Genomic DNA, 26,836 nt, shown 5'->3' with positions numbered 1-26,836 from the left:
CTGATGTTGCCATCAGACGCTTTTCTATCATGTGACTACTTAGCCTTCGTCAGAAGAGATAACAGCCGTTACTCGACGGTTGATACTGCGATTTGCTTCCGTATCGTTGTTTAGCAAAGGTTGCTCTTCACCGTAGCCAACAGCGTTTAGGCGATCCGCTGAGATACCGAAAGAGTTCACAAGTACATCAACGATTGCTTGTGCACGTTTCTCAGAAATCGCTTGGTTGTAGCTTGCAGAACCACGGTCGTCTGTGTGGCCTTCGATGGTTGCTTTAGTGTTTGGGTATTCTGTTAGGAAATCAGCTACTTCTTCGATCTGAGCATAGTATTTTTGATCGACAGCAATAGAGTTGTTACCAAATTGAACGTCTAAACGTACAGACTTTTGGCTTTCTAAAACAAGGTAGCAACCTTTCTCGTCAACTTTTGCGCCAGCTGAAGAGTTTGCACACATATCAAGGTGGTTAGCGACACCATCTTTATCGTCATCTAATGCGCAACCTTTCGCATCAACGGAAACGTTTGCTGGTGTTGCTAGGCAGTTGTCTTGATGATCCGCAATGCCATCTTTGTCTGTATCCAATGCACAGCCTGTTGCATCAACAGAAACATTTGCAGGTGTTGCTAAACAAAGATCATTTGCATCTTTTACGCCGTCGTTATCGGCATCTGTATTTTCTGCTTTTACTTCAGCAATTTTCTCTTCAGCTTGCGCGACTTTTTCTTCTACTTGTTCTTTGACCGCTGCAACTTCTTCTTCGTATTCAGGTTTCTTTTCTTCTACCGCATCTGCGAATTTTTCTTTTAGACCAGACTTATCAACAAGGCCGCCACCAAAAACAAAATGCAGACCTATGGTTGTTAGGTTATCTAGTTCGTGATCTTCAACGTCTCTGATTAAACGGAAATCACCACGTAGTGACAATGCATCGTTTAGGGCGTACTTCAAGCCACCGCCAGCATTGATTAATGCATTGTTAGAACCAGGGCTTAGGTCTGTTGTACCAACACCAGCAGCTAAATATGGCGTGAACTGATTGCGCTCTGTTAAGTGGTATAAACCATCAAAACGAAATTGGTCAGCATCTACGCTACTACCACCAGTCGATGCTTCGCTATCAGCGTTTACATAAACAAATTCTACCGCCCATGGATTACCAAATTGGTAACCTAGACCCAAAGACAATGCCATATCGTTTTCAACACCGCGGTGATTGTCCATGTTGTAGTAACCAATACTTGGCGCAATAGTGAAGCCTTCTTCCGGTTGTGCCTGTGCAACAGATGATGCAGCAATAAGGCTTGTTAAAAGAATGCGTTTATCAAATAAAAAAGACATGCGAAAGTTCCCTGATAAATATTGAAAGCGTAAATCTAATGATAGAAAAGGTTCCTATCATGCTTAGAATTTGCCGCATTATCGCTTAACAGGACGATAAAGGTAGTGTTTGATACAAAATCAAACATATTTAGAAATACTTACAAATCGGTTACGTTAGAGGGCTTTTGGAAGGAAGAAAAGTGTGTATTTGCCGTGATTGGCGGATTTAAGAAGCTCAAAAGCCTACTTAAAACATGCTTTCTAAGTAGGCTTTTTGTTTGAAATGGAAGGTTAGAACTGCTTTCTATTATGCTTCATTTGAAGAGATAACCGCTGTTACTCGACGGTTCGCTTGGCGGTGCTGTGCCGTGTCATTACTGAATAAAGGCTTTTCTTCACCGTATCCAATTGCGCTGACGCGCTTCTCTGAAATTTCGAAAATATTGATCAAGACATCAGCAATGGCCTGAGCTCGCTTTTCCGAAACGGTTTGGTTGTAACTTGCTGCACCACTGTCATCCGTATGACCTTCGATCACAACGGTTGTGTTTGGATTCTCGTTCAAATAGGTCGCTAGTTTCTCGATTTCAGGGTAAAACGACTGCTCAACTGTTGTTTTATTGTTACCGAATTGCACGTTTAATGTGACAGGCGGCTGCGCTTCAACAACGGCGGCTTGTTCCAAAATGCTTGGTTCTTCACCTTCTGGGTAGACTGGCTCTTCTGGTGTTAATTCTTCCACTGGTTTAGGTTCGGTGACTGGCTCAGGTTCAACTGGGGCTTCAGCTGCGATTTCTGGCTCTGGCGTCGTTTCCTCTACTGGTTCAGCGATAACTTCTTCAACAACTGGCTCTTCTTCTACGGCTGAAACGGGCGTTGCTTTTGGAGCAGAGTGGCCAAAAGTCATTTGCAGACCGACAGATGTCATGTGATCGATATGATCATCTTCTACATCGTTTAATAAACGAAAGTCAGCTCGTAAAGCTAGGTTATCGTTTAATGCGTATTTTAAACCGCCGCCCGCATTGAATTGGGCGTTATTTGTGCTTGGATTGCTGAAATCCGCTGTGCCAACACCGGCCGCTAAATAAGGTGTTAAGTTCAACGAGTGGTTAGTTGGCAAGTGATACAAAGCATCTAATCGATATTGGTCAACATCAATATCAGTGCTGCTGTTTGATAATTGAGAGTCTGCATTTAGGTAAACAAATTCAACAGCCCATGGGGTATCAAATTGGTAACCTAAACCAAGAGAGTAGGCTTCGTCATCCTTGGTATCTCGGTCACTGTCCATATTGTAATAACCAATGCTTGGTGTGACTGTGAAGCCACTTTGCTGTTGAGCCAAGGCGATTGTGGATAAAGAAGAAGCTGTGATAAGGCCGCTAATAAGAGTGCGTTTTGCTAAAGTAAAAGACATGTTTCATCTCCGATAAAAAATCAATTTGTGTCGTGCTTTTACTCAGCATAGCCTGTTTGTTAGCGCTAAAAAAATGTCACCAAAACGCCCTAAAACTCTAGTATTACCTGATATTTCTCAATCATGACAGAGTGTTTACCTAACAAGCATTTTCAACACATTGATCACTGAAAACAGACGTTAAAAGCGTAAAAAGGCGCGAGATTAATTACATGATTTTTTCGTTTGGAGAAAAATAAAATATTCAGTCTTACCGCTATTTCTGTGGAATAATAGACTGAGTAATTTGCTTATATTCTCTTGTTGTAATGTATCGTAAGGACAACGATGTCTTCCCCGTCTTATCTTAGAAAAAACATTTCTCTGGCTTGGCCGTTGGCGCTCAATGGTTTGCTGATGCAATCCATGTTGATGATAGATACGCTGCTGATTTCTCCATTAGGTGAGATTCCATTGGCGGCGTTGGGGATTGCTTCCGCAATATTGGCCTTCATGCTTGGCGTGCAAATGGCGCTGGCAAATGGCACTCAACTCATTTTAAGTCGCGCTGTTGGCTCGGGAAATAACAACCTGTTAACCAAAGGTTTTTGGGCTGGATTGTCCATTAACTTTGCTGTGGCCTTGGTGTTTTGTATTGCGATGTATTTCGGCGCGCAATCCATTGTTTCATCCTTGTCAGACGACTTGTTGTTACAGCAGCAAACAAAAGGGTATTTAGAACTGGCGATTTATTTGGTGCCTTCTACTGCCATCGCTCAGGTATTGATTGCCTTGTTCAATAGTCGAGACAAAAGTAAAACGCCATTAAAGGGTTATCTGATCGAGATGCCAATTAACGCGGTTTTGTCTTATTTCTTGGTTCATGGTGTTGGCGGCTTTCAAGGAATGGGAGTGCAAGGGGCTGCATTAGGCAGCTTGATCGCTATTGTGATTCGACTTCTTTATCTGATTGTTTGCTTGAGAATAGATCGCACACTGGACCTTGAATTTAATAGTGGTCTATCGACGCTGATAAAAAGCGTTCGTTTACACAGCGTCGAAATTTTCCCTTTTGCCGCCAATATCACCATCTTGCAAATAGGCATCAGTGTTTATCAATTATTGTATTCTCAGCTGAGCATCAATGCTTATGCGGCGATTATTCTTATCATGCCTTGGTTGCGAGGAATCGGTCAGTTTGTGGCTTCTTGGGCGCACGCCTCGGCGATCAGTATCAGTCAGGCAATTGGTTCAAAAAAACTGGATGATTTGTCGGATAACATTAATAAAAGCATTGATGTCGCGGTGATTGTTTCTGTCATTTGTGCGGGTTTGTTTGTTGTCTTGTACTTCTTTCTACCGAGCATTTACCCAGATCTGGAAGCGGAAACTTATGTGGCGCTCAGCGTGATCGCCCCTTTGTATATCTTCTTACCGATTGTGCGAGGTTACAACACGGTTCACGGACATATTCTGCGAGCATTAGGAAAAACCACCTCGGTTTTCAAAATCAATTTCATCGGCCAATGGGTTATTTCCATTCCTTTGTGTGCGCTGATTATTTTGTATTTCGATGTGTCTATTTTTTGGGCGTTCGCGATTCAACCGTTTGAAGAAGTGGTGAAAGCCTTACCTTTTAGAATGCTGGCGAGAAAGTCCATAAAAGAGTTCGACCAAGCAACAATGGACAAACTCATGTATGACGAAGATGAATAAAAGGCTAGGTATGACGCCTAAAATCGAGTCGTATAATTTGCCTTGGAAGTGAAGAAATATTGGCTGATGTCGAATGAAGGCAACGAGGATTGAGTATGATGATGTCACCTGCGGAACCCGTAAGGGAAACCACTTTTTGTTCTATGCCACGGTAAGAGCCGCCTTCTTGGACGAATTGTTTGATGCGCTGTTCTGGCGTGCCTTCTGTCACCAGTGCTTTCATCCAAGGATCTTCTTGTGTGAGTGGTTCTAATAGGTTATCGGTCGTCAGTAAACGCGTGTTTTTTGGATCATTAATCAATCCGCTGTTTACTGAATCAAAGGCTTTTATTGCCGCTTCTTGATCTGAGCTGGCGATGCTTTCGGCGAGTTGTTCTGCGCGACGATGAGAACCTGAAACGACGGCCGTTGCGCCCATATCGACACTGACATCGTCGAGTAATAAAAAGACGAATAGACTCCACGGATTCGGATCCCCAACGACGATCGGTTCATCACTGTGCCAAGATTTATTTGGTACATTCCATTTGGTTTCGCTGCCCGGAAAACTCAATAGGGAATACCAAAGGTCTAACGGACGCCATGTGTTATCGCTAAATATTGGATCGATTGCCGACTGTATTATCGCTTCTATCTTGTCGAATTTGCCAGACGCTTTTAAGTTCCGCATCATCGGCCCCATGCCATTTAAACGCTTTGCGCCTGAGCCTCCAACAGGGTTGCTAGGATTGTGAAACCATGTGTTTGGATCACTAAGAGAAATACCAAAAGTGTTATTTATCTCATGCCAGAACTGCTCGCGAAGTTTTGTGATCCTTTCTTCATCAATGATATTGGAAAGTGTAAGAAAACCTGTCTTTTGGAAGGTTTCTAATTGGTTGGCTGATGTGCTTCCCATGATGTTGGCCTCATGTTTTAGTGCTTAAACGCGTTTTTTAAGTGCTCCGAGAGCATTTCCCATGGCGGACAAGCTTAAGTGTTTTCCACTTATTTTTCTCGCGACTAAAAAGGTTTTGTAAGTAAAGCGGTTTATTCAACTAGTAAAATCACTGTCTTTGATCGTTTGAACCCACACCACTCGGCGCGAGTTAAGACCACATGAGCAAAAACTGGCTTAATTCAAGCGAGGCTCAATCACAGCGCTTTGTAATGTATTTGCAGAGATAAAAAAAGACCGGCCTAAGCCGGTCAAACACGTAGGGTGTTTACGAAGAAGTCATTACTCCCAAGAGCGAAGTAACTCGTCATAGGCGATGGTAACGCCTTTCGGTTTCTCATTAGACAGTTTCGCTTTTGGAGCACCTGGTTGAGCTAACCAGTAAGCTTCATCACGAGGTGTGTTTAGCTTAGGTCCACAAATGTCTTGTACTTTCGCACGCTCAAGACGATTCATTACCTTGTCTTGTGCTTCTGCTAAGCCATTAAGCGCTTCTTGTGGCGTGGCTTCACCGCTCGCTGCTTGCGAGATATATTGCCACCAAAGTTGAGCCAGCTTTGGATAGTCAGGAACGTTAGTACCGGTTGGTGACCATTCTTTACGAGCTGGCCCTTTGTAGAATTCAACCAAACCACCCAGATTTGGCGCCGCAGCCGCCATTTCAGGAGAATTGATATCCGATTCACGAATTGGCGTTAGGCCAACCAATGTTTTCTGCAAAGAAACCGTTTTTGCTGTGGTGAATTGAGCATACAACCAAGCGGCTAAACGACGATCATCCGGTGTGGAATTCATGAAGGTCCAAGCGCCAACGTCTTGATAACCTTTTTTCATGCCTTCTTCCCAGTATGGTCCAACAGGAGATGGCGCCATACGCCATTTCGGTGTGCCATCGTCATTTACAACTGGAAGACCTTTGGTTGTCATGTCAGCAGTAAAGGCGGTGTACCAGAAAATTTGTTGAGCTACGCCACCTTGCGCTGGCACAGGACCAGATTCAGAGAAGGTCATGCCTTGCGCTTCTGGTGGCGCATATTTACGCAACCAATCTACGTATTTTGTGGTTGCGTAAACAGCCGCTGGGCCGTTCGTTGCACCACCACGAGAAACACTCGAACCTACAGGGTGACAGGCTTCAACACGAATGCCCCATTCATCAACAGGTAATCCATTTGGAATGCCTTTATCGCCCGCACCCGCCATGGAGAACCAAGCATCTGTGAAACGCCAGCCAAGAGAAGGGTCTTTTTTACCGTAATCCATGTGGCCGTAAACACGTTCGCCATCGATGTTTTTCACTTTATCTGTGAAGAACTCAGCGATGTCTTCATAAGCAGACCAGTTAACGGGTACGCCTAGGTCATAGCCGTAGATGGATTTGAATTTTGCTTTTAGGTCAGCACGAGCAAACCAGTCAGCACGGAACCAATATAGGTTGGCGAATTGCTGAGTCGGTAATTGGTAAAGTTTACCGTCTGGCCCGGTTGTGAAATCTAAACCGATGAAATCGTTAAGATCCAAAGTAGGGGAAGTGTAAGCTTTGCCGTCGCCTTCCATCATGTCAGAAATAGGGACAACTTTACCGTAACGAAAATGCGTACCGATCAAGTCGGAATCATTGATGTAGGCGTCGTAAATGTTACGACCAGATTGCATTTGAGTTTGCAGTTTCTCAACCACATCACCTTCTTGGATCAAGTCGTGGTTGACCTTGATACCAGTGATTTCTTCGAAGGCTTTAGCTAAGACTTGCGACTCGTATTTGTGCGTCGTGAGTGTTTCTGACGCCACATTGATTTCCATACCACGGAATTTTTCCGCGGCGTCAGTGAACCATTGTAATTCACTAAGTTGTTGCTGTTTGGTTAACGTCGAAACAGAAAATTCGTTATCTACCCATTTTTCTGCTGCATCAGAATACGCATCTGCCCAGATATTGGCAGAATGTAACATGACAGCAAAGGGTAAGGCGGCCAGTGCAATTTTTTTCTTATTGTAGCGCATGTTTTACCTCAACAAAGTTTAGTTTTTGGCTTCCGTGCCAGACAGTCCATCGTACCTATTGATTAGGAACGCTGATGAAGGAAAGTGCGAACACTTCCCTAGCCCCAACGCATTAGGATTAACATCCAAAATGCGCTCAGAACGGTTGCCACCGCGATGTTCACATCCGTTAAAGCAACGAATGCGAGGTGGATAAAGGCGCTGCTAAGCAGGCCAATAAAGAGACGGTCACCACGTGTTGTTGCCAGTGGCAAAAAGCCACGACGTTCAACGCAAGGCGATACAATTTGCCATGTAGTCATGCCGACCAAGAGCACAGCAATGCCGATAAAGAATAGAGCCGTTGGTAATGTCCAAGACATCCAAGCCATAATGATTCCCCTTACACTCGACCAAGAGCAAAGCCCTTCGCCACATGGTTACGAACAAAATAAATGACCAGCATTCCTGGAATAATAGTGAGTACACCCGCCGCAGCGAGCAGCCCCCAATCCATTCCTGATGCAGAAACAGTACGGGTCATGATGGCTGCGATAGGCTTGGCTTCGACCGACGTTAAAGTACGCGCCAACAAAAGCTCTACCCAAGAGAACATGAAACAGAAAAAGGCAGTCACACCGATTCCTGAACGGATCAAAGGAATGAAGATTCGTACAAAGAACTTTGGAAATGAGTAACCATCGATATAGGCGGTTTCGTCAATTTCACGAGGCACACCACTCATAAAGCCTTCTAATATCCACACAGCCAAAGGTACGGTAAAAATACAGTGCGCCAGCGCCACGGCAATGTGTGTATCGAATAAGCCGACAGACGAATAGAGTTGGAAGAACGGCAATAGGAATACTGCTGGTGGCGCCATACGATTTGAAAGTAACCAGAAAAACATGTGCTTATCGCCAATGAATTTATAACGACTAAATGCGTAGGCTGCGGGTAAGGCGACCAATAGACTAATCACCATGTTCATGGAAACGTAAAAGATCGAGTTGACGTAACCCATGTACCAGGTTGAATCGCTGAAAATCTTAGCGTAGTTCTCCAAAGTGAAATCTGCAGGGAAGAAAGATAACCCACTGAGAATTTCTGTATTGGTTTTGAATGACATGTTCACCAACCAATAGATTGGTAACAGTAATAAAACGACATAAAGCACGAGACCAAAGCGGCCACGTAAATTTGCATTACGTGCTTTACGTTCGGCACGACTGAAAACCGGTGCTTGTTCTTTTGAAGAGTGCATGATTCCGCTCCTACATGTCTTTTTGCATGTTCATGATGGTGGTATAAAACACCCAACACACGAGCAAGATGATTAAGAAATACACCAGTGAGAACGCTGCTGCTGGGCCAAGGTCAAATTGGCCAATGGCTTGCTGTACTAATGACTGGCTCAAAAAGGTCGTTGAGCTTCCCGGTCCGCCACCTGTTAGCACAAAAGGCTCGGTGTAGATCATGAAAGAATCCATAAAGCGCAATAGCACCCCAATGATTAGTACGTTCGTTAACTTAGGCAGTTGGATATAACGGAACACGGCCCAGCGAGAAGCGCGGTCAATGCGAGCCGCTTGATAATAAACTTCAGGAATGGCGCGTAAGCCTGAATAACATAAGAGCGCCACCAACGGAGTCCAATGCCAAACATCCATCAAGACAACGGTTAACCAAGCATCGCTAGGATTCGAGGCATAGTTATAATCGACGCCGATATAGCTCATAAAGGCTCCGAACAAACCTATGTCCGCACGGCCAAATATTTGCCAAATTGTGCCTACCACATTCCACGGAATGAGCAGTGGAATCGCCACAAGAATTAGAGCCAAAGATGCACCTCGACCTTTTGTTGGCATCATTAAGGCAACGCAAATACCCAGTGGTACTTCAATCGCTAGAATGGTGAAGGAGTAGATAAACTGGCGCAGCAAGGCTTCATGCAAGCGGCTGTCTAACATGACTTGTTTGAACCATTCCGTGCCAACAAAGTAGCGAGTGTAAGGGTCAAAAATATCCTGTACCGAATAGTTCACCACCGTCATTAAAGGAATGATGGCAGAGAAAGCAACGATTAAGAAAACGGGCATAACAAGGAACCATGCCTTGTTGTTTTCGACTTTAGTTTGCATGGTCGGTCTCCTTATTCTGAGGCGTTAGATCTACCAAATACTCATCCACATAAATCTTTGTCCATTGCTCTGGGAAGCTGATGTAGATTTGTCCAGAAGGCACCTTTTGATCTTCGCTTAGTCTTGCTTTCATGACTTGACCATGAAATAAGAAGGACAGAATTTTATAGGTGCCAAGGTCTTCTACGTAGTCCACTTCTACCGCGAAGGCGTCGTCGTTTTTGCCTTCCCAAACATGGACAAATTCAGGACGAATACCGAGGGTTACTTTGGACGTCTCCATATTTTTCAAATGCGCTAACATTGCATCGCTAGTGGGGATGATGTGGTCGCCAAAGACAATTTCGTCTTTTCCGCTGCTCTCATTGTTTCTTAATTCGGCTTCGAAGAAGTTCATCCCTGGGCTACCAATAAAATAACCAACGAAAGTGTGGGCCGGATTTTCAAATAGCTCTCTTGGTGTACCAAATTGTACGATTTGCCCGTTGTACATCACGGCGATTTTATCGGCGAAGGTCGATGCTTCTAACTGATCGTGGGTGACATACACCATGGTGATGTTGAACTGTTCATGAATCTGTTTGAGCTTACGACGCAGTTTCCACTTTAATTGCGGATCAATAACGGTAAGTGGCTCATCAAACAAAATGGCTGATACATCGTCACGAACCAAACCGCGACCCATGGAGACTTTTTGCTTTTGGTCAGCAGACAAACCTTTGGCTTTACGTTGTAATTGATCAGAGAGTTCTAGAATTTCGGCCACTTCATGAACTTTAGAAGTGATTTTATGTTTTGGAACACCAATGTTCCGCAGTGGAAAAGCAAGGTTATCGAACACCGTCATAGTGTCGTATACCACTGGAAATTGGAAAACCTGAGCGATGTTACGCTCTTCTGGTTTCAGTTCGTTGACGCGTTTTCCGTCGAATAAGACTTCACCATTGGATGGTTCTAACAAGCCAGAAATGATGTTTAACAGTGTTGATTTACCACACCCTGAAGGGCCGAGTAATGCAAATGCGCCACCTTGCTCCCAAACATGAGTCATTTCACGAATGGCATAATCTTCTGGTCGAGTTGGTTTTTCCGTATAGGTGTGAGCCAAAGCGTTTAATGTAATTTCAGCCATGGTTATTGCTCCCTCATTCGTGCTGGGGAATGCACCATTTTGCCTTGATGATCGAAGGCATAAAGTTTGTGCGTCGGAAAGTAGACTTTAATTTCTTGATCCACTTGGTAGGCGTGAACACCTGACAAATGCAACACCAAATCGAAGTGTTGGTTGTGTACGTGCAAGAAGGTTTCTGATCCACTTATCTCTGCTAAATCAACTCGAACAGGCAATTCTAAATCGTCATCAGAATGCGGCACTAATCCAATATGAGAAGCGCGTACACCAAATTGATACTCTCCTGGTGTTAGGCGACGTAGATCGCTGTTTAAACGGAAATGCACTGTGTCATCGAAGGTAACTTCTTCTTCACTGACTCGACCAGGCACAATATTAATTGGTGGCTCAGAAAACATTTCTGCTGTGATGATGTCTTTTGGTTGATGGTAAACCTCAGCTGTTGGCCCCATTTGTAACAAGCGACCTTCGTTTAACACTGCTGTGTTACCACCAAGAGCTAGAGCTTCGTTTGGCTCTGTTGTGGCGTAAATGGCGATACAGTTACGTGCCTTAAACAACGCTCGTAGCTCTTGGCGTAACTCTTCACGTAATTTGTAATCGAGGTTAACCAAAGGCTCATCGAAAAGAATGATTTGCGAGTCTTTTACCAGTGCTCGTGCCATGGCGGTACGTTGTTGCTGACCACCAGAAAGCTGTAACGGAAGGCGATCAAGGAAAGAATCGATGCGCAACATTTCGGCAGTTTCACGAACTCGACGATCAACCTCTGCTTCATCCATTTTGGCAAGACGAAGGGGGAGGCGATATTTTCGTAAACCGTAAGATTGGGGTAATTGATGAACTGTTGATACACCATGGAAATATTGCGTTCACGAACGGCCACACCAGTGACGTCCACGCCATTCATGATGATTTTGCCAGTGGTGGGCCTATCAAGACCCGCCATGAGTCGCATCAGCGTCGTCTTACCAGACAGGGTTCTGCCTAGTAGAACATTGAAAGAGCCAGGCTCGAGAGTCAGATTGACTTGATCGATCCAGGTTTCTCCTTCAACAACGCGCGATACATTCTGCAGCGTTAAGGACATTGTCGATACCTTCTTCTTGTTATTATTTTTTGTACTTTTTGTGCTCTGAGTAATACTTTTTTAAATCGAGTGTTGACGTTAAAAAGTGAACACAGACATCTCTAAAGTTACATTACAAATGTCATGCCAAAACTTTTTTTATTTTCATAAAAAAGATATCCAATTGAAATTTAAGGTTTTTTTTTGTATTTGTCATACATTTAGAGTGTTTTCATTTTCGAAAAAGAGCTGTTCATGAGTGTTCAAAGTGTTTACAGTCCACTCATAACAATGAACACCTAGTGCACAGTTTTTACTTTTTTTGCTGTTGCATTTATGGGTGTCGATAATAAAAAGGTGCATGAATTTGTGCTCCTTTGTCCCAGTGATTTTGGAGCTGGATATGCAAGACGAAGATGAAAAACAACAAAATCAACAAAACGTTAATGCATTAGAGAACTCGGCTGTGGCACAAGAACCGAGCCTAAAACAGAGTCATAAAGATCGAATTCAAGATTCGTGGTACCGCTGTGAGCAATTCGGACTAGATCACGGCAGTCGTCCTGATTTTGCTACTTTACCAAAAGGCACCTTGAGTGATTTGGTAGACCAACATCGTAGTTTGTTGGAAACCACGGAAAACGAAGTGCTTCCTTACTATGAAAACATTCTTAGCAATTCTGCCTGCATGATTGTTTTGGCTGACCGCCAAGGTCATGTATTAAATACATGGGGACAACCTCGTTTTGGTAGTGCTGCAGAGCATGGCTTGGTTGGTGGTAATCAATGGAGCGAAATGGGGGCAGGCACCAATGCAATTGGTACTGCTTTGATTACCGGGGAGGCGATTCAAGTTGGCCGAGACGAGCATTTTTTAAGAGCCAATCGTTTTATGGTGGGTTCCGCATCGCCTATTTACAATACGAAAAACGATTTAGTAGGTGTGTTAGATATTTCCTCGGACGCTTATTTACCGCAGGATCATACCTTCGGAATGGTGAAGCTGATGTCGCTGAGCGTAGAAAATCGCCTGATTTTTTCCGCCTTTCAACAAGAGCATTTTATTCTTAGTTTTAATACTAATGTGGTCAGTTTGGACAGTCATTGGTCGGGTATTTTGGTGCTCGACGAAAACGGCACTATCGTTTCCGCAAACCGTCGAGCTGAAGTTGTTTTAGCACGAGATTTAGCCTTGTTGAATATTAACCAAATATTCGACATTGAAATGCGTGAAATCAAACATCATCCCTTCAGTTTGCCAATGAAATTGATCGCCATGGGGCGTTATCAGTTTTATGTCAAAGTGATTCCGCCAGTGCAACAAATTATGCGCGTGCCAGACTTTCGACAACGTGCAGACTATGTGTCACCGGCAAAATTAAATGCTCATGTGGTGGATGATCAGATCAAGAATGATCAAATAGGAAAAACTCAAACGGTTGAGAAAATGACTGAAGTGGACAATGAAATGCCTTCAAACATTCCAGATAATGTCATCCCATTAGCTGAATTACAGCACGGCGATGAGAATGTTGAGCGTCTAGTTAACCAAGCTAATAAGATTATGGAGAAAGACATTCCGATCTTGATTCATGGTGAAACCGGTGCAGGAAAAGAAATTTTTGTACGCAGTTTACACTATCATAGCTCCCGTTCGAAAGAGATGTTGGTGGCAGTGAACTGTGCCGCAATTCCGTCTGATTTGGTTGAGTCTGAACTTTTTGGTTATGAAAAAGGGGCTTTTACTGGAGCTCAAAATAAAGGTTCCATCGGGCTGATTCGCCGTGCTCATCGAGGCACATTATTTCTTGATGAGATTGGTGAAATGCCCATGGCAGTGCAATCGCGCTTGTTGCGTGTTTTACAGGAAAGGGTCGTCACTCCTTTAGGTTCCACCGAAGTGTATCCTGTTGATATTAAACTTATTTCAGCGACTAACAGAGCCCTTAAAACAGAAATCAAAGAAGGCCGTTTTCGACAAGATTTGTACTATCGGATTTCGGGTTTGAACATTAAATTGCCCGCTTTGCGTGAACGTACAGATAAAGCCGAATTGATCCAATATTTGCATAATCGATTATGCAAAGAAGAGCCTGGTCCAGAATTGTCGACAGAAATGATAGACCTTCTGGTTAAGCATCCTTGGCCAGGTAACATACGTCAACTTGCTCATGTACTCAAAGTCGGTATGGCTATGGCGGATGAAGAAATACTCGAAGAGTGGCATTTACCGGATGATTTTTTTGATGATTTAGACACAATGGAAAACATGCCTTTGAATCTAAATGTTGAGCAAGAAGAGCCATTAGAGAAACTGATTCCTAGACTGTTAAACGAGTTCAGAGGTAACGTATCACAAACTGCAAAAACGGCTGGTGTCAGCAGAAACACAGTTTATAAATACGCAAAAATGAAAGCGGGAGAAGATTGAACTCTATGGTCTTAAAGTACTCTATCTTTATGTAAAACCTATTCATTCTGGCGAGAATAGAATGAATTAGTGTAAAGTCAGGCTTAGCTTTGGCGGTTTTGTTTTATTAGGAGTATTCGGTATGTTTTTTCGGTCTATATTGTGGGGTGTGATCGCTTTGTCGATGGTGGCTTGCAGTAGTCCATCTTTTCACCCTAAGTCGATTCCTGGTGAAACGGTGAGTTTTCCATTGCTGAGAGCATGGTATAACGGCGAGGAAGTTTTTTACATTACGACGGATGTGTCTGACCGAGAAATTGCAAAGCTAAAAAATGCTAATTACGCCCCTCGTTTACGTGATGCTGTGCCACATTATCCGAAACCGCCTCATGTAAAAACCGCTTTAGAGCGAGTTTATGACTTTCCTAATGGAGAACAAGACAGAGGTGTCTTTGCTTCTGTGCCTGCTCCACTGGGTCCAGAAAGCCGAGACCCACACTATTCTCCTCTTTGGCTGAGATATGTGGTGGAGTGGAATGATCCAAGCCAAGCTTATGAGCTAACTTCAGAAGAAGCGATTTTTGTTGCGGAAGATCAGGGCTTAGTCACCATCACAAGAACCGATGTGGTGCTTAATTGCCCTGTCATTCCTTTTGCTTTAGACAAATAATGTAGGATAAAGCGAAATCAAATATTGGATACTACTTTTAGCATATCCAAAAACGCATCCACAGATTCCACTGCGGCCGATTCATGCATCGTATGATAGCCAATAGTGGGGATTTGTATGGTTGTTCCATCCACTAAACCATTTGATGCTGCAATGATTCGACCAAGCTCTGTACTGCCCAAAGAGCTTGGTGGTAAACCTTGTTCCGCACGCTTGATGTTCTCATTTTCAACATAGCGATTCTTATAAAGATAAGAGACGTCGTTTTGCGTACAAAGCTCTTCAAGTAACTTCGTACTTTCCTGATTAAAAGTCGCGTTCGCGTCTTTCTCGCGCAATACGAGATGCTGTTTATTAGCCGCTTCGACATTTGGAAACGGGCTGGTATCAACGACAAATAAACGGTTAGTTGATCCACCGAAACGACGGAACCACTCCAGTAAATAACGCCAGCTTTTGCCTGCTTCTTCCTGTGCTGTGAAAAACGCGGTGCCTTTAAATCCAAGACTAAAAAGATGAACTAATGCCGCAGCCGAGATGACGTTGTCGAGTTGACCTTCGAAGCGGTTTTCCACAATGTTGAGTTGGTCTTTAAAAGCAATTGGCGTGCCCGCAACCACACTCTCTAAACCGTCTATTTCGAAGATTAAGTTGTTTCTAAATTCACACACGTAAGATTTTTTGATGACGCCTTTACCGCGATACACGCCGGACCAAGGTTCGTAAGCGTACACCTCTTCATGGTTGAAACGCTCCGTTACTTTGCTCATTAATTCCTCTGACACGGAATTGTTTAATAAATCTGTGCGGTTAGCAGAAACAAAAGCAGCGTATTGGAATTCATTTGGGCCAGTGCAAACCAAGCCATGACGGTCAATATGAGCCGAAAACATAGTGCTAAAAGGTTCACTACCTTGGGCAACCAATAGACCTTCATACCAAGTGACTTTTGCGCCACGCTCTTCTAGTTCGCGCTGCAAAACTCGGAAAAAAGAATGCTCCGCACCAACGACACTAGGTTGGCGAACAAGCAGTTTAAGCAGGTCAATAAAGTCATCATTAGGCATGCAATAAGGGTCCAAAAAGAGGTGAAATTTAAAGCACGTTTATAAACCCAATTGAGCGATTTACATAATGTTTTTTTCTCTATTTTTAGAAGGGGAGAGTGAGTTTAAGCTTTCACTATTTGGGAAGATCGATTAGATGAAATACCAGTGAGAGTTGGCCCTCTGACTGATATTTCATCTTCGATTTATAGTAGACGTAATCCGTGAAGAGACGGATTGAACACTTAACGATGTAGGAGTTTACTAACGGTTGCTGAAACGTGTTCGGCGCCCGCTCTAATGTGTCCTATGATCGATGCAGCTTGGTTAATAAGCTGGGCATTTTCAACTGAGCGCTGGCTTACATTGTCCATGTTAGCTTTTGCTTGACGAGTAAGGCTGCTGTTTTGTGCAACCATATCTTCAATCTCAACGGTGGACGTGCTTGTGCGAGCCGCTAGCGTTCTTACTTCATCGGCAACGACAGCAAAGCCTCGACCATGCTCCCCAGCTCGTGCGGCTTCAATGGCAGCGTTTAGGGCAAGTAAGTTAGTCTGGTCTGCGATAGAGCCAATTGTCGTGACGATTTTAGCAATATTTTCGGATTGAACATTAAGTTGCTCGATCAGCTGAGTCGCGGTTTCAATCTCAAGGACAATTTTGTCGGATGTTTCAACGGTGCGACTGAGTATTTCAGCACCGTCTGCAGATGCTTTTGATGTTTCTACTGACGTGGAATGAGCAACTTCTGCGGCTTCTTGTGTCGCGTGTTGTTCATTAATGCGTTGAGTAATGTCAGACGCCACTTTGAGAACTTTTACAACTTGGCCTTCGTCATCAAAAATAGGGTTGTAGCTGGCTTCGAGCCATACTTTTCGACCTTGTTTATCAATTCGCTCAAATTTACCTGTAACAAAATGCCCTTGTGCTAGGTCTTTCCAGAAATCAGGGTTTTCTTGGTAGAAGTCGTTTGTGCAGAATTTACGGTGATGCTGACCAACAATCTCTTTAAGAGGGTAGCCCATTGTATCTAGGAAGTTTTTGTTGGCCGTGATGATGGTTCCATCTGGGTTAAATTCAATGGTTGCAGAAGAGCGATCAATGGCTTTGAAAACAGCAACTTGTTTGTCAGACATTTCTTTCGCTTTGGTTACATCGGCTGCTATTTTTACAACTTTTACGACCTTACCGTCTATTTCAATAGGAAAATAAGTCGCTTCTAACCATAGGTCTGATCCGTCCTTCCGTTGACGTAAAAATGTACCTTGTTGGCTTTGGCCTGCAGCGAGAGATGGCCAGAAATTTTTATATTCTGTACTTTGAGCGATTTCTTCAGGGCAAAAGATAACATGCTTTTTGCCTTGGATTTCACCTAGAGAATAGCCTGATGTTTTGAGGAAATGTGTGTTTGCTTCCAGAATTGTGCCATCAGGTAAAAAGCTAATGGTGGCACAGAACTTATGCATTGCTTCAATGAATGCACTATTTTGGAGAGCTAAAACCTGTTCTTCTGGATTTACTATTTGATGTGATGGCTTTTTGAAAAACATAAAAGTTATAGATTACCTTTGCTTAATTTAAATGGAAGTACCGCTTATTGCTCAAATGAGCGAGTCTCCTTAAAAATAAGGAGTAAAATCCATTTTCACTAAGTTTCGGCGATTATATGCCTTACCTTATTTTCGGAATATGTCGAAAATAAGGATTTTCTTAAAAAGTTTCAGAGAACGATTCTTTAATTTTTAAGATCTTTGGTAACACTTGTTTTAATAAAGGCGGAATAGCTGGGTCAAAGTGTTTGCCTGATTGCTCAAAGATATAATTTACCGCGTCATCAACAGACCATGCTTTTTTATACGGACGTTCACTGGTTAGAGCGTCAAATACATCGGCAACAGCAATTAGCCTACCTTCAATGGGAATATCTTCCTGAGATAGACCTTTTGGATAGCCAGATCCATCCCATTTTTCATGATGAGATAGGGCCATAATATGAGCTAGTTTAATCAGATGAGAGCGAGGGTTCGACAAGATCTCGGCGCCAATCTCAACATGAGTTTTCATTACTTCATATTCTTCAGCCGTTAGTTTACCGGGCTTCAATAAAATATTGTCCGCTATGCCTATTTTACCAATATCATGCATTGGCGCAGCCATCATCAAGTCATCAGCATAGTCTTCAGGAAAGCCGTAAGCGATTGCTAATTCACGGGTGTAGCGACTCATGCGTTGTACATGCATGCCTGTTTCGTTGTCTTTGTACTCTGCCGCACGGCCTAGTCTCTGGATGAGGTCTAGATGAGTCTGATGCAGAGCGGCAACACTGGTCAAAGATAAGTGGTTCTTCACGCGAGCAAGAACAATAGCAGGCACAACCGGCTTGGTAATGTAATCGACAGCGCCTATCTCAAAGCCTCTTTCTTCGTCTCCTGCGTCTCTTAGAGCAGTAACAAAAATGACCGGTATTTCTTTTGTTGCAGGGTTCTGTTTCAGTTTCTGGCAAACTTCGATACCCGTCATATTCGGCATCATCACGTCGAGTAAAATAAGATCGATTTCTTCTTTTTCAACAAGCTCTAAAGCGGCTTGACCTGATTTAGCAAATGACAGAGTGTAATGATCTTGTAGAATATGACGCAAAATCCTTAGATTAGTTGGCTCGTCGTCTACAAGTAAAATTCGCGCTGATGTTTTCTTTTGGATCATCACGCCTCTTCCTTAATGACTTTCTTCAGTTCTGATAATGTCGCAAGTGCAGTATCGAAGTCAAAATCTAAAAGGTCATTTTTTACCTCAACGGCTTTTGCTTTTAGACTGGTTTCGATGTTATCGACAAACAGATCTATTTTCTCATCATCTACTTCGCCTGCTTTTGCCAATTCGATTAGCTCTTCAATGGTTGCTAATAACTCTTCTTTGGATGCTTTTGAAGAGACAACTCTTTGGTTGCTAGTGTCTTCTGGCTGATGAGTATTTTTAAGTACTTCTAATTCTTGGCTAAAACACATCATATGATTTTGTAATTGCTCAATTGCGCTCAGGCAATCGCTGCGTTTTTGTGCTTTCGCAGAACTTTCAATAAAGGCAGCTTGTTTGCTTATGCCTAATAATGCCAAATTGCTTGATGAGCCTTTAGTTGCATGAGCCAGCGCACTTACTTCGTCAAATTCGTCGTTTTCCACATGACTAACGAGCGTGTCTGAAAGTGCTTTATTTAATTCGTAGAAATGGTTTAACTCTGCTAAATAAACAGATGCTTCGCCCCATAAGCCTAAGCCTTTTTCGAAGTTAACCTGCTTCTTGCTGGTCGCTTCGATGGATTCCTGCTCTTCGTCTGGAATGACTTGCTCAATGGCTTCAATATTCAAAACGCGGGCCATTTCTATAGTCAGTGCATTAACATCAATAGGCTTGTTCGCAAAACCATCCATACCAGCGTTTTGTGCTTCTAACTTGTCTTCAAGCAATACATTGGCGGTTAAGGCAATAATCGGAGTACGAGGTAGTTTGTTGTCTTTTTCGTAGATTCGAATAATCTGAGCCGCTGTTAAACCGTCCATAATGGGCATTTGAATGTCCATTAAAATAATATCGGGTTGAACAATTTTAAATTTCTCAACAGCTGCAGAGCCATCTGCAACAGAGCAGACTTCATGACCTTGACGCTTCAGAATAATGGTCAGTAGAGTAATGTTTTGCTCAACATCATCTGCAATTAATACTTTCTTAGGCTCAAGGCCGATAACAGTTTTTGGTTTGTTACTAGGCACAAAGCTTCTTTCTTCCAAAGGCAAATCAACAGAGAAACAACTACCAACATTGAGCTCACTGGATGCGTGTATTTTGCCACCCATCAGTTCAACTAGCTGTTTGGAAATGGTTGTTCCCAAACCTGTTCCGCCAAAGCGTCGGCTCATAGAAGCATCCGCTTGTGTGAAAGGTTCAAAGATGCTTTTGAGTCGATCTGGTGGAATACCAATGCCTGTATCTTGGATAGAAAAACGTAGAAAGCCATTGTCCTGTTTTGAAATGGTCAGTGTGACGCTGCCTACTTCGGTGAATTTGATAGCATTACCTAGTAGGTTCATTAATACTTGATGAATTCGGCCTTCTGCCCCGAAGTATGCTTTGCTGATGCCATCTTCAATCGTGAAGCTCAGTTCCACATTTTTGCTTTTTGCTTGTAGCCATAAGGTTGATATAACCGTATCAACCATATTCATTAGGTCAAAAGGTTGTTCGTCCAATTCGAGTTTATTTTTGTCCAGCTTTGCACTGTCCAAAATGTCGTTTAACAAGTGAAGTAAAGAGCGCCCAGATTTACTGATGGTGCTTAGGTGCTTTTTGTTTTCTAGGGAAATGTCAGACTCTAATAAGATGTCAGAGAAACCAATAATGGCGTTCATTGGCGTACGAATTTCATGACTCATATTCGCAAGAAATGCCGATTTACTTTCTGCTGATTGCTCTGCTTTTATCTTAGCTTGGCGTAATTCATCTTCCATCTCAACTCGAGCGGATATGTCTAATATTACGCCATCAATCCACTGTGCCTCACCGTTTCCATTAAGCACAATCGAGCCATTTTCGAGTACCCAAAGGTAATGCCCTTCTTTGTGTTTAAAGCGGTATTCGACAGTATAAGTCTGGTGACCTGTTTTGGCTTTGTTTACAGCTTCGATGACTTTCTCGTTATCGTCTGTATGGATAAGGTCCGCTAAATGAATTCTGCCATCATGGAAATCACTCACTTTCCAGCCAGAAAGCTCTTCAATAGCATCACTAATGAAAATAATTCCCCAGTTCTTATCCAGTTTACAGCGGAAGGAGGCACCTGGAATATTTTTGATAAGTGAACTGTACTGTTCTTCGCTTTTGCGGACTTTCTCTTCCATTGCTCGTCGAGCAGAAATGTCTGTCACAAAGCCTACGAAGATGGAGTCAAAACCATCGATTTGGACCTGTCCTACACCTAAACGAATAGGGAAAGTATGGCCATCTTTGTGTAGTGCTGGGAGTTCTTGATTTCTACCAATTGCCTTTCTTAGGCCTGTTTTATTAAAGTCTAGAAGGTAGCCGTCATGCTTTTCTTCGTAAGGCTGAGGCATGAGCATCGAGATGTTTTTGCCAATGACTTCTTCTTCTTGCCAACCAAAAATAGTCACAGCCGCCTTGTTAAACTCTTGAATCAAGCCTTTGTGGTCAATGGTGATAATACCATCCACAGCTGTGTCTAAAGTGGTTTTCAAGCGTAACTCGTTCGTCGTCTTCTCAAGTAATAGCTGGCGATAACGAAGTTGTGAGGTAATGTTGGTGGCCAATATCGAAATGAGCAATGTGGAAATGGCTACAGCTAGAGAAAGGTAGTTATTGTCGCCACTCTCCATGTGCAAGTGATGATCATGAGTCATACCTGGAATAGGAATGTAGCGAGCGCCTGTCATACCAACATAATGCATGCCAGAAATAGCAGCACCCATGATGGCAGCACTAAAGGCATTAATAATGTTCTCATTTAGGTTCTTGCGAATCCGCTTGATGTGGTAGCGAGCAGATAAAGCAATGATGGCTAATGCAACAGCGACAAAAATAGATAAAGCAAACCAAAATGGGTCGTAGCGTAAATCCACATCCATTTCCATGGCTGCCATGCCCATATAGTGCATCGTACCGATTCCGGCACCCACAAGTGTGCCACCGAAGATAAGTTGCCAAGATGTAAGTTTATTTTGAATTAGAAGGTTCAGTGTTATGTAGGATGCAACAACGCTAGGGAGTATGGAAAACAGAGTCAACCATGGTTCATAACTGACTGAGTGACCCATATCGTAGGCCAACATACCAACAAAGTGCATACTCCAAATGCCACCGGCCATAACCAATGACCCAGAAGCTAGTGCAATAGTTTTATGTTTTTTAATCGTGATGTGTTGAGCGACAGAAGCAAAATGCAAAGAGAAAAAAGCCGCCGCAGAGGAAATAATAACTGACAACAGAACCAGCCAGTAGTTATAAGTCCCCATATCAGAGTGATAGCTTGTCATGTCAAAAACAAAAAAGTCTTGTAGCCAATTCATGTAAAAATGCTTAACCCCTGAAAAAAGGACAAATATAAATATAGTCTAAAATATCAAAATAATGGATTACATATGTTTACCTAAGTATACATATGTAGTGCAGATTTTAACCTAAAGTAAAAATCATAAATATTACTAATGGCTAAATATGTGTAAATATTGAGATTTTTGAAGATATAATTACGAGAAATATCCCGTCTAGGGTCATATCAGAGGCATTTTTTGTAAATTCCGACACAAATAGCACTGTCATTTTGAATAACAAAAAAGATGTTTTTTCATTATAAGGACTTGTTCGTACCTTCCCTAGAGGTAGAAGGTTAATTCGACTATTAAAGTGATACGTTTCGCTTTTGTCGCATTAAGAAAACAAAGGTGATCCCTCCAGCCAACCCAGTTAAAATACCAATTGGCATGTCTTCAGGTGGAATTATTATTCTAGCTACGATGTCCGCAGAAACTAAAAACAACGCACCAAAAAGCGCTGACAGTGGAAGAACTTTTCGGTAATCCCCACCGACTAGCAAGCGAACAATATGCGGCACCATTAAACCGATAAACCCAATGACTCCTGAAAAGGCGACAGCCGCTCCGGTTAATAACGCACACACAACGATAACGATAAAACGAAAGCGAGGGACAGGAACGCCTAGTGTGGTGGCTGTTTCATCTCCAAGCATCATGGCATTTAAGTATCTCGCTTTATAGATTAAGTACCCTGCGCCCAATATCAGAGTGAAAAGGGAAACCAAAGTTGCCCCCATTGCGCGAGACCTAAACCACCAAGCATCCAGAAAATAACAGTATGAGAAGCTCGATGATCGCCCATAAAGATAAATAAATTACCTAAGGCAGTAAGAATAAAAGCGACAGCAACACCAGCAAGAATAAGACGACCTGCACTGTGCGCTACTGAGAAATTTGCCACGCCAAGCACCAAAAACATAGCAAAAAGCGCTCCAAGAAAAGCAAATACGGGTACCGTCATCAGTCCTAAAATCATACCTGTATGAAGTAGCGCAATAATGGCGCCAAGCGCCGCACCGGATGACACGCCTAGCAAATGAGGATCGGCCAAAGGGTTTCGGGTTACAGACTGCAATGCCGCCCCCACTAACGCTAATATTGCACCGACAATAGCAGCCAATATGACTCTAGGCATACGAACAGCCCAAACAATGTTTTCGCGGCCCATTGACCAAGTTAGCAAACTATTGGTCAATGACAGCTTGTTACCAATGATTCCCCAAACGGTGGATTGTGGAATAGAGACAGAGCCAACGCCAACAGCTATGCCCATCAAAATAATGAGTAAGATACTTAACGTCAGTAAGAGTGCTCGCAATGTGAGCTTAGGCATGAATCTGGCTTTTTTCATTATTCTGTTCTAAAGGCCTTAGCTAAGCGTTTAATTGCTTCAATATTGCGTGGACCAGGCGTGGCTTCAACGTATTCCAATACGACAAAACGATTGTTTTTGATAGCAGGAATGTCGCTGAACGCAGGATTGCTGCGTAGGAAGTCAATTTTTTGCTGTGCGGTTACTTGACCGTAATTGACGATCACAATGACTTCAGGAGCGCGGTCTATGACAGATTCCCAGCCAATTTGTGTCCAACTTTTACGCACATCATCAACAATGTTTTTGCCTCCTGCCGCTTCAATTAGTGCCGTCGGCATTGCATGTTGCCCTGCTGTAAAAGGTTGCTCTTCGCCTGAATCATAGACAAATACGCTGACAGCTTGTGTTAATGGCGCTAAGTTTGCTTGAAAACTTTCTAGCTCTTTCTTATAGCCTTCGACCAAGTTATTGGCGCGCGCTTCAACATTAAAAATACGCCCCAAATTTAGTAAGTCGTTGTACATATCATCCATGGAAACTTTAGGCTTATCCATAATATGAATACAACTTTCGCTTAGTTCATAAACTTTAATCCCCAGCGGCGCTAGTGTATCAGGTGTTACGCCACCACCGACTTTCATCCCGTAGTTCCAGCCCGCGAAATAGAAGTCAGCGTCTGCGCCAAGCAGTACTTCTTTGGTCGGGTATTTTGGAGAAAGCTCAGGTAATTCTCCAATGCCTTCGCGCAATGTTGGATCGAGTGTTTTCCAGCCGGATACGCCTGTGTAGCCAACCATATGCTCTTGAAGACGCAATGCCAGCATCATTTCCGTTAAGTGAGAATCATTTGGTACCGCAGCTTGTGGTGCTTGATCGAACGTCACGACTCGATCACAGCTTTGTACATGAACAGGATAATGAGACTCTACCGCTTGTAATTGGCTGGTTTGAAATCCATAAAACATCAAACCTGCGATGAAAAAATGCGTGGATTTGATGGAATGGCGAGTTGAGTGTGGCATAGGTTAATCCTGCTTTTTATTTAAGTGTTTTTCATTTAAATGGAATGAAAAGCGTGGTCGTTGAGTAATAGGGTGTTCATCAATGACGGTTTCCACATCAAACACTTGGCGTATTTGGTCTTCAGTGAAAACGTTTTTCGGTTCTGCATAATCTTGCATGCGACCTTCTTTCATTACCAAAACACGGTCCGCATAAGTGGACGCGAGAGACAGGTCATGCAAAGACACAATGACGGTACAAGGCAGCGTTGAAAGCAGTTCTAACACTTCCAGCTGATGGCGAATATCAAGATGATTTGTTGGCTCGTCTAGAATCAAAATATCTGGGTTCTGTACCAAAGCACGAGCAATGATCACTCGTTGGCGTTCGCCGCCAGACAAGGAACTAAAAGAGCGCTCTGCAAAGTGATGTACATCAAGTAGTCTTAGAACTTTATGAATAGCATTTATGTCGTCATCCGTGCGTTTCCAACTGTCTGATTTTGGTGTTAGACCAATCTCGACCATTTCAAAAACACTCAAGCCAAATTCTGCGCTGACGTCTTGTAGAACTGTTGCGATGCGCTGTGCGCATTGGCGAGCAGAAAGTGACCAGATGTTTTTCTGATCTAATAAAACCCGACCAGAAGTTGGTTTGTTCACTCGATAAAGACAACGTAATAAGCTGGTTTTACCAGAACCATTTGGGCCAACAACGGCAACAAATTCTCCAGCATTGACCGAGATATTGATCGGTGAGAGTAAAGGTTTGTCCTTGTAAGGCGACCAAGCCACATCCTCTAATGTCATCGCAGCGGGTTGGCAGCGTGAAAAAAAGGAAGGCAGCGCATTCTTAGGCTGAGAGTGGGTGGTATCATTTATCAAGGGTAGCCAGGTTCCGTAAGGCGTTAATGTTATAATATAACATTAACTGTTCTAAAGACAAACACAGTTTTTATTATCGCAAACTATACGTAGCCAGCTTGATATGAACAAGCGATGGAACTGTGAGAATTTTCATCTCCACATGCAGTGATTAAATGAAGTGGTCGTCATAAAGAGAAAAGCAGAACATGTATCTGTTGTTCTGCTTTTTGAAGAGGATGTTATACAAAAAGGGATTAGCGTTGGCTAATTGGAATAAACCAAGACTGTGACTCGATGGTTTTAATCCAGCGTTGGACATTTGGAAAGTCGCTGAGAGTATAAACGCCACCTTCTTCTGCAACATGGGTATAGGCGAACAAGCAAATATCTGCCAGCGATATGGCGTCGCCAACTAAAAAAGTATGGTGTTTTAAAGTGTCGTCCATTAACTGCAAGGCAGCATTGCCTTGTTGAATTCGTTCGGGCAGCATCTGCTCTTTTAGTGGCGTCATGGCATTATGAGTTAACCAAAAACGCACGGCAGCGATATTCGGTTCATGGCTGTATTGCTCCCAGAATAGCCATTTATATAATGCGGCTTTTTGTATCAGGTCAGACGGTAATAAAGGCGACTGATGTTTTTCTGCAAGATACAAAAGGATGGCGTTGCTTTCGCTGAGCACTTCTCCATTATCCAACTCTAAAACTGGGATTTTACCATTCGGGCTTAACGCTAAAAATTCGGCAGTTCGAGTTTCACCTTTGGTTATGTCGTATTCTTTTAGCGACACTTTTAGTCCTAAGCAAGCACATAATAAACGGATTTTATAACCGTTTCCTGAAGGTAGAAAATCGTGCAAAATCATAAAGTTTCCCTAAATGGTGAATTAATTATTTACTGTCACTTATAACGCGACTGTAACAAATTAGCTGCTTAAAATCGCAACCAATAATTGGCTCGATGTTGGTACCAAGCTGCTTTTTAATTCAAAAGGTTTAAAAACTTTGTTAATGATTTCGGGGGTATAGTTGCCTTTATCGTTTTCGATTTCAGACAAGGTTTTTCGCGAAACGCCAGTTAACTCAGTGTAAGCTTCTTGTCTTAGGCGCAAAACATTCACTCGTAATTCACGAAGTGCTTCGCCTTGTGAAATTTCGTTTAATAACAAACGTTTAATGATTTGATTTACCGCAACCAACTGGTCTTCTTTTGACATCGGCTCTAGGCTTTTTGAAACGCGTGATCTGGTTAAGCTTTCTGTGGAAGGTGTTGTAACGGCTGTTGTTAGTTCTTCTGGTGTTGGAGTGGCTACTTGAGCTGGCTCCGGCTTCACTTCAGGTGCTTTTTTCTCTTCTGGAGCAGCTTGTTTCGTAGGCGCTGGTTTTGCTGCCTTTTTGTTGCTTGGAGCCGCTACAGGTTGCTCAATAATAGGTGTCGATTCTTTTGTTTTACTTACCTTCTTTTCTTTAGATTGTTTTTTACCCTCAATTTTTGCCTGCTTTTTCTTCTTTGATTCTGCCTTTTTAGACTTGGCTTTATGCTTTTTCAACGGCTGAGGGCTATCTAATTGATCTTTCATTTTCATTTTGGAATTTCTCCTATTGGCAATGAAACGGGTAAGGTTTTTATGAACGCTATCCTATTAAGATGACAAATAAGTAACAAAATTAAAACACTCATTAAATAATAGCACTCTTTTGAAAACCTGATTGAAGTACG

General features: G+C 42.9%; 19 protein-coding genes and 2 pseudogenes. 3 read left to right on the top strand and 18 right to left on the bottom strand.

Translation table 11 applies throughout. From position 1 onward, the window contains the following. Positions 1–39: 39 nt before the first annotated feature. Together AC0L46_RS07500 and AC0L46_RS07495 are read right to left on the bottom strand one after the other, a co-directional pair. A complete protein-coding gene (locus AC0L46_RS07500; RefSeq protein WP_473506968.1) occupies positions 40–1,341 on the bottom strand; it encodes an OmpA family protein in 1,302 nt (433 codons plus the stop codon). Between the two features lie 289 nt (positions 1,342–1,630). Then, positions 1,631–2,743, bottom strand: coding sequence for an outer membrane beta-barrel protein (locus tag AC0L46_RS07495; RefSeq protein WP_473506966.1), 1,113 nt, complete (start codon positions 2,741–2,743; stop codon positions 1,631–1,633). Positions 2,744–3,070: 327 nt separating this feature from the next. Here AC0L46_RS07495 and AC0L46_RS07490 point away from each other — a divergent pair, with 327 nt between their 5' ends. Beyond that, positions 3,071–4,438 carry an MATE family efflux transporter gene (locus AC0L46_RS07490; RefSeq protein WP_473506964.1) on the top strand — a complete coding sequence of 456 codons (1,368 nt, stop codon included), beginning with the start codon at positions 3,071–3,073 and terminating at the stop codon, positions 4,436–4,438. Positions 4,439–4,442: 4 nt separating this feature from the next. Here the strand turns inward: AC0L46_RS07490 and AC0L46_RS07485 are convergent, their stop codons facing one another. From AC0L46_RS07485 to AC0L46_RS07455, 7 genes and pseudogenes are all read right to left on the bottom strand, one after another. Next, positions 4,443–5,336, bottom strand: coding sequence for a phytanoyl-CoA dioxygenase family protein (locus tag AC0L46_RS07485; RefSeq protein ID WP_473506962.1), 894 nt, complete (start codon positions 5,334–5,336; stop codon positions 4,443–4,445). Between the two features lie 321 nt (positions 5,337–5,657). Continuing rightward, positions 5,658–7,379 carry an ABC transporter substrate-binding protein gene (locus AC0L46_RS07480; RefSeq protein WP_414682290.1) on the bottom strand — a complete coding sequence of 574 codons (1,722 nt, stop codon included), beginning with the start codon at positions 7,377–7,379 and terminating at the stop codon, positions 5,658–5,660. A 98-nt stretch (positions 7,380–7,477) separates the two neighbouring features. Beyond that, complete coding sequence (locus AC0L46_RS07475) at positions 7,478–7,750, bottom strand: DUF2160 domain-containing protein (RefSeq protein ID WP_317005747.1); 273 nt, start codon at positions 7,748–7,750, stop codon at positions 7,478–7,480. Between the two features lie 11 nt (positions 7,751–7,761). Continuing rightward, positions 7,762–8,622, bottom strand: a complete 861-nt coding sequence (locus tag AC0L46_RS07470; RefSeq protein WP_317005748.1) for a carbohydrate ABC transporter permease — start codon at positions 8,620–8,622, stop codon at positions 7,762–7,764. A 10-nt stretch (positions 8,623–8,632) separates the two neighbouring features. Continuing rightward, positions 8,633–9,502, bottom strand: coding sequence for a carbohydrate ABC transporter permease (locus AC0L46_RS07465; protein ID WP_414682289.1), 870 nt, complete (start codon positions 9,500–9,502; stop codon positions 8,633–8,635). After that, positions 9,492–10,634: an ABC transporter ATP-binding protein gene (locus AC0L46_RS07460; protein ID WP_473506959.1), complete on the bottom strand. Its 1,143-nt coding sequence runs from the start codon at positions 10,632–10,634 to the stop codon at positions 9,492–9,494. Before AC0L46_RS07460 ends, AC0L46_RS07465 begins: the two co-directional genes overlap by 11 nt. Before the next feature lie 2 nt (positions 10,635–10,636). After that, positions 10,637–11,724 (bottom strand): annotated as a pseudogene (locus tag AC0L46_RS07455) (ABC transporter ATP-binding protein). 382 nt (positions 11,725–12,106) lie between these two features. On the opposite strand from AC0L46_RS07455, the gene AC0L46_RS07450 reads away from it, so the two are divergent. Together AC0L46_RS07450 and AC0L46_RS07445 are read left to right on the top strand one after the other, a co-directional pair. Further along, the gene (locus tag AC0L46_RS07450) at positions 12,107–14,134 is read left to right on the top strand and encodes a sigma-54-dependent Fis family transcriptional regulator (protein ID WP_473506957.1); all 2,028 of its coding nucleotides are present in this window, start codon (positions 12,107–12,109) and stop codon (positions 14,132–14,134) included. A gap of 121 nt (positions 14,135–14,255) precedes the next feature. Further along, positions 14,256–14,783 (top strand): DUF7482 domain-containing protein, encoded by a 528-nt coding sequence (locus AC0L46_RS07445; RefSeq protein ID WP_414682285.1) that lies wholly within the window; start codon positions 14,256–14,258, stop codon positions 14,781–14,783. Between the two features lie 17 nt (positions 14,784–14,800). Here AC0L46_RS07445 and AC0L46_RS07440 read toward each other — a convergent pair whose 3' ends face one another. The 9 genes and pseudogenes from AC0L46_RS07440 to AC0L46_RS07400 form a co-directional block, all read right to left on the bottom strand. After that, complete coding sequence (locus tag AC0L46_RS07440; RefSeq protein WP_414682284.1) at positions 14,801–15,850, bottom strand: peptidase M42; 1,050 nt, start codon at positions 15,848–15,850, stop codon at positions 14,801–14,803. 224 nt (positions 15,851–16,074) lie between these two features. After that, positions 16,075–17,379 (bottom strand): methyl-accepting chemotaxis protein, encoded by a 1,305-nt coding sequence (locus AC0L46_RS07435; protein WP_473506955.1) that lies wholly within the window; start codon positions 17,377–17,379, stop codon positions 16,075–16,077. Between the two features lie 160 nt (positions 17,380–17,539). Then, positions 17,540–18,535, bottom strand: coding sequence for a response regulator (locus tag AC0L46_RS07430; RefSeq protein ID WP_414682282.1), 996 nt, complete (start codon positions 18,533–18,535; stop codon positions 17,540–17,542). After that, positions 18,535–21,906, bottom strand: a complete 3,372-nt coding sequence (locus tag AC0L46_RS07425; RefSeq protein ID WP_473506953.1) for an MHYT domain-containing protein — start codon at positions 21,904–21,906, stop codon at positions 18,535–18,537. The genes AC0L46_RS07430 and AC0L46_RS07425 overlap by 1 nt, the downstream gene beginning before the upstream one ends. Before the next feature lie 332 nt (positions 21,907–22,238). Further along, positions 22,239–23,206, bottom strand: a pseudogene (locus AC0L46_RS07420) (FecCD family ABC transporter permease). 77 nt (positions 23,207–23,283) lie between these two features. Next, a complete protein-coding gene (locus tag AC0L46_RS07415; RefSeq protein ID WP_473506951.1) occupies positions 23,284–24,270 on the bottom strand; it encodes an ABC transporter substrate-binding protein in 987 nt (328 codons plus the stop codon). A gap of 3 nt (positions 24,271–24,273) precedes the next feature. Continuing rightward, on the bottom strand, positions 24,274–25,134 hold the full coding sequence (locus AC0L46_RS07410; protein WP_473506949.1) for an ABC transporter ATP-binding protein: 861 nt from the start codon (positions 25,132–25,134) through the stop codon (positions 24,274–24,276). 236 nt (positions 25,135–25,370) lie between these two features. Continuing rightward, positions 25,371–25,982, bottom strand: coding sequence for a glutathione S-transferase family protein (locus AC0L46_RS07405; protein WP_473506947.1), 612 nt, complete (start codon positions 25,980–25,982; stop codon positions 25,371–25,373). Positions 25,983–26,042: 60 nt separating this feature from the next. Next, complete coding sequence (locus AC0L46_RS07400; RefSeq protein ID WP_473506945.1) at positions 26,043–26,702, bottom strand: helix-turn-helix transcriptional regulator; 660 nt, start codon at positions 26,700–26,702, stop codon at positions 26,043–26,045. Between the last annotated feature and the right edge of the window lie 134 nt (positions 26,703–26,836).

Source organism: Marinomonas sp. 15G6-16, assembly GCF_055809555.1.
Note: the sequence above shows the minus strand (reverse complement) of the source record. Positions and strands in the feature narration are given on the sequence as shown.

Bases quoted from the DNA above. Each gene is read 5' to 3' on its own strand.
- AC0L46_RS07460 (WP_473506959.1), bottom strand. From the start codon at position 10,634: ATGGCTGAAATTACATTAAACGCTTTGGCTCACACCTATACGGAAAAA.
- AC0L46_RS07415 (WP_473506951.1), bottom strand. From the start codon at position 24,270: ATGCCACACTCAACTCGCCATTCCATCAAATCCACGCATTTTTTCATC.
- AC0L46_RS07405 (WP_473506947.1), bottom strand. From the start codon at position 25,982: ATGATTTTGCACGATTTTCTACCTTCAGGAAACGGTTATAAAATCCGT.
- AC0L46_RS07430 (WP_414682282.1), bottom strand. From the start codon at position 18,535: ATGATCCAAAAGAAAACATCAGCGCGAATTTTACTTGTAGACGACGAG.
- AC0L46_RS07495 (WP_473506966.1), bottom strand. From the start codon at position 2,743: ATGTCTTTTACTTTAGCAAAACGCACTCTTATTAGCGGCCTTATCACA.
- AC0L46_RS07400 (WP_473506945.1), bottom strand. From the start codon at position 26,702: ATGAAAATGAAAGATCAATTAGATAGCCCTCAGCCGTTGAAAAAGCAT.
- AC0L46_RS07435 (WP_473506955.1), bottom strand. From the start codon at position 17,379: ATGTTTTTCAAAAAGCCATCACATCAAATAGTAAATCCAGAAGAACAG.
- AC0L46_RS07440 (WP_414682284.1), bottom strand. From the start codon at position 15,850: ATGCCTAATGATGACTTTATTGACCTGCTTAAACTGCTTGTTCGCCAA.
- AC0L46_RS07445 (WP_414682285.1), top strand. From the start codon at position 14,256: ATGTTTTTTCGGTCTATATTGTGGGGTGTGATCGCTTTGTCGATGGTG.
- AC0L46_RS07470 (WP_317005748.1), bottom strand. From the start codon at position 8,622: ATGCACTCTTCAAAAGAACAAGCACCGGTTTTCAGTCGTGCCGAACGT.
- AC0L46_RS07480 (WP_414682290.1), bottom strand. From the start codon at position 7,379: ATGCGCTACAATAAGAAAAAAATTGCACTGGCCGCCTTACCCTTTGCT.
- AC0L46_RS07485 (WP_473506962.1), bottom strand. From the start codon at position 5,336: ATGGGAAGCACATCAGCCAACCAATTAGAAACCTTCCAAAAGACAGGT.
- AC0L46_RS07465 (WP_414682289.1), bottom strand. From the start codon at position 9,502: ATGCAAACTAAAGTCGAAAACAACAAGGCATGGTTCCTTGTTATGCCC.
- AC0L46_RS07490 (WP_473506964.1), top strand. From the start codon at position 3,071: ATGTCTTCCCCGTCTTATCTTAGAAAAAACATTTCTCTGGCTTGGCCG.
- AC0L46_RS07500 (WP_473506968.1), bottom strand. From the start codon at position 1,341: ATGTCTTTTTTATTTGATAAACGCATTCTTTTAACAAGCCTTATTGCT.
- AC0L46_RS07425 (WP_473506953.1), bottom strand. From the start codon at position 21,906: ATGAATTGGCTACAAGACTTTTTTGTTTTTGACATGACAAGCTATCAC.
- AC0L46_RS07475 (WP_317005747.1), bottom strand. From the start codon at position 7,750: ATGGCTTGGATGTCTTGGACATTACCAACGGCTCTATTCTTTATCGGC.
- AC0L46_RS07450 (WP_473506957.1), top strand. From the start codon at position 12,107: ATGCAAGACGAAGATGAAAAACAACAAAATCAACAAAACGTTAATGCA.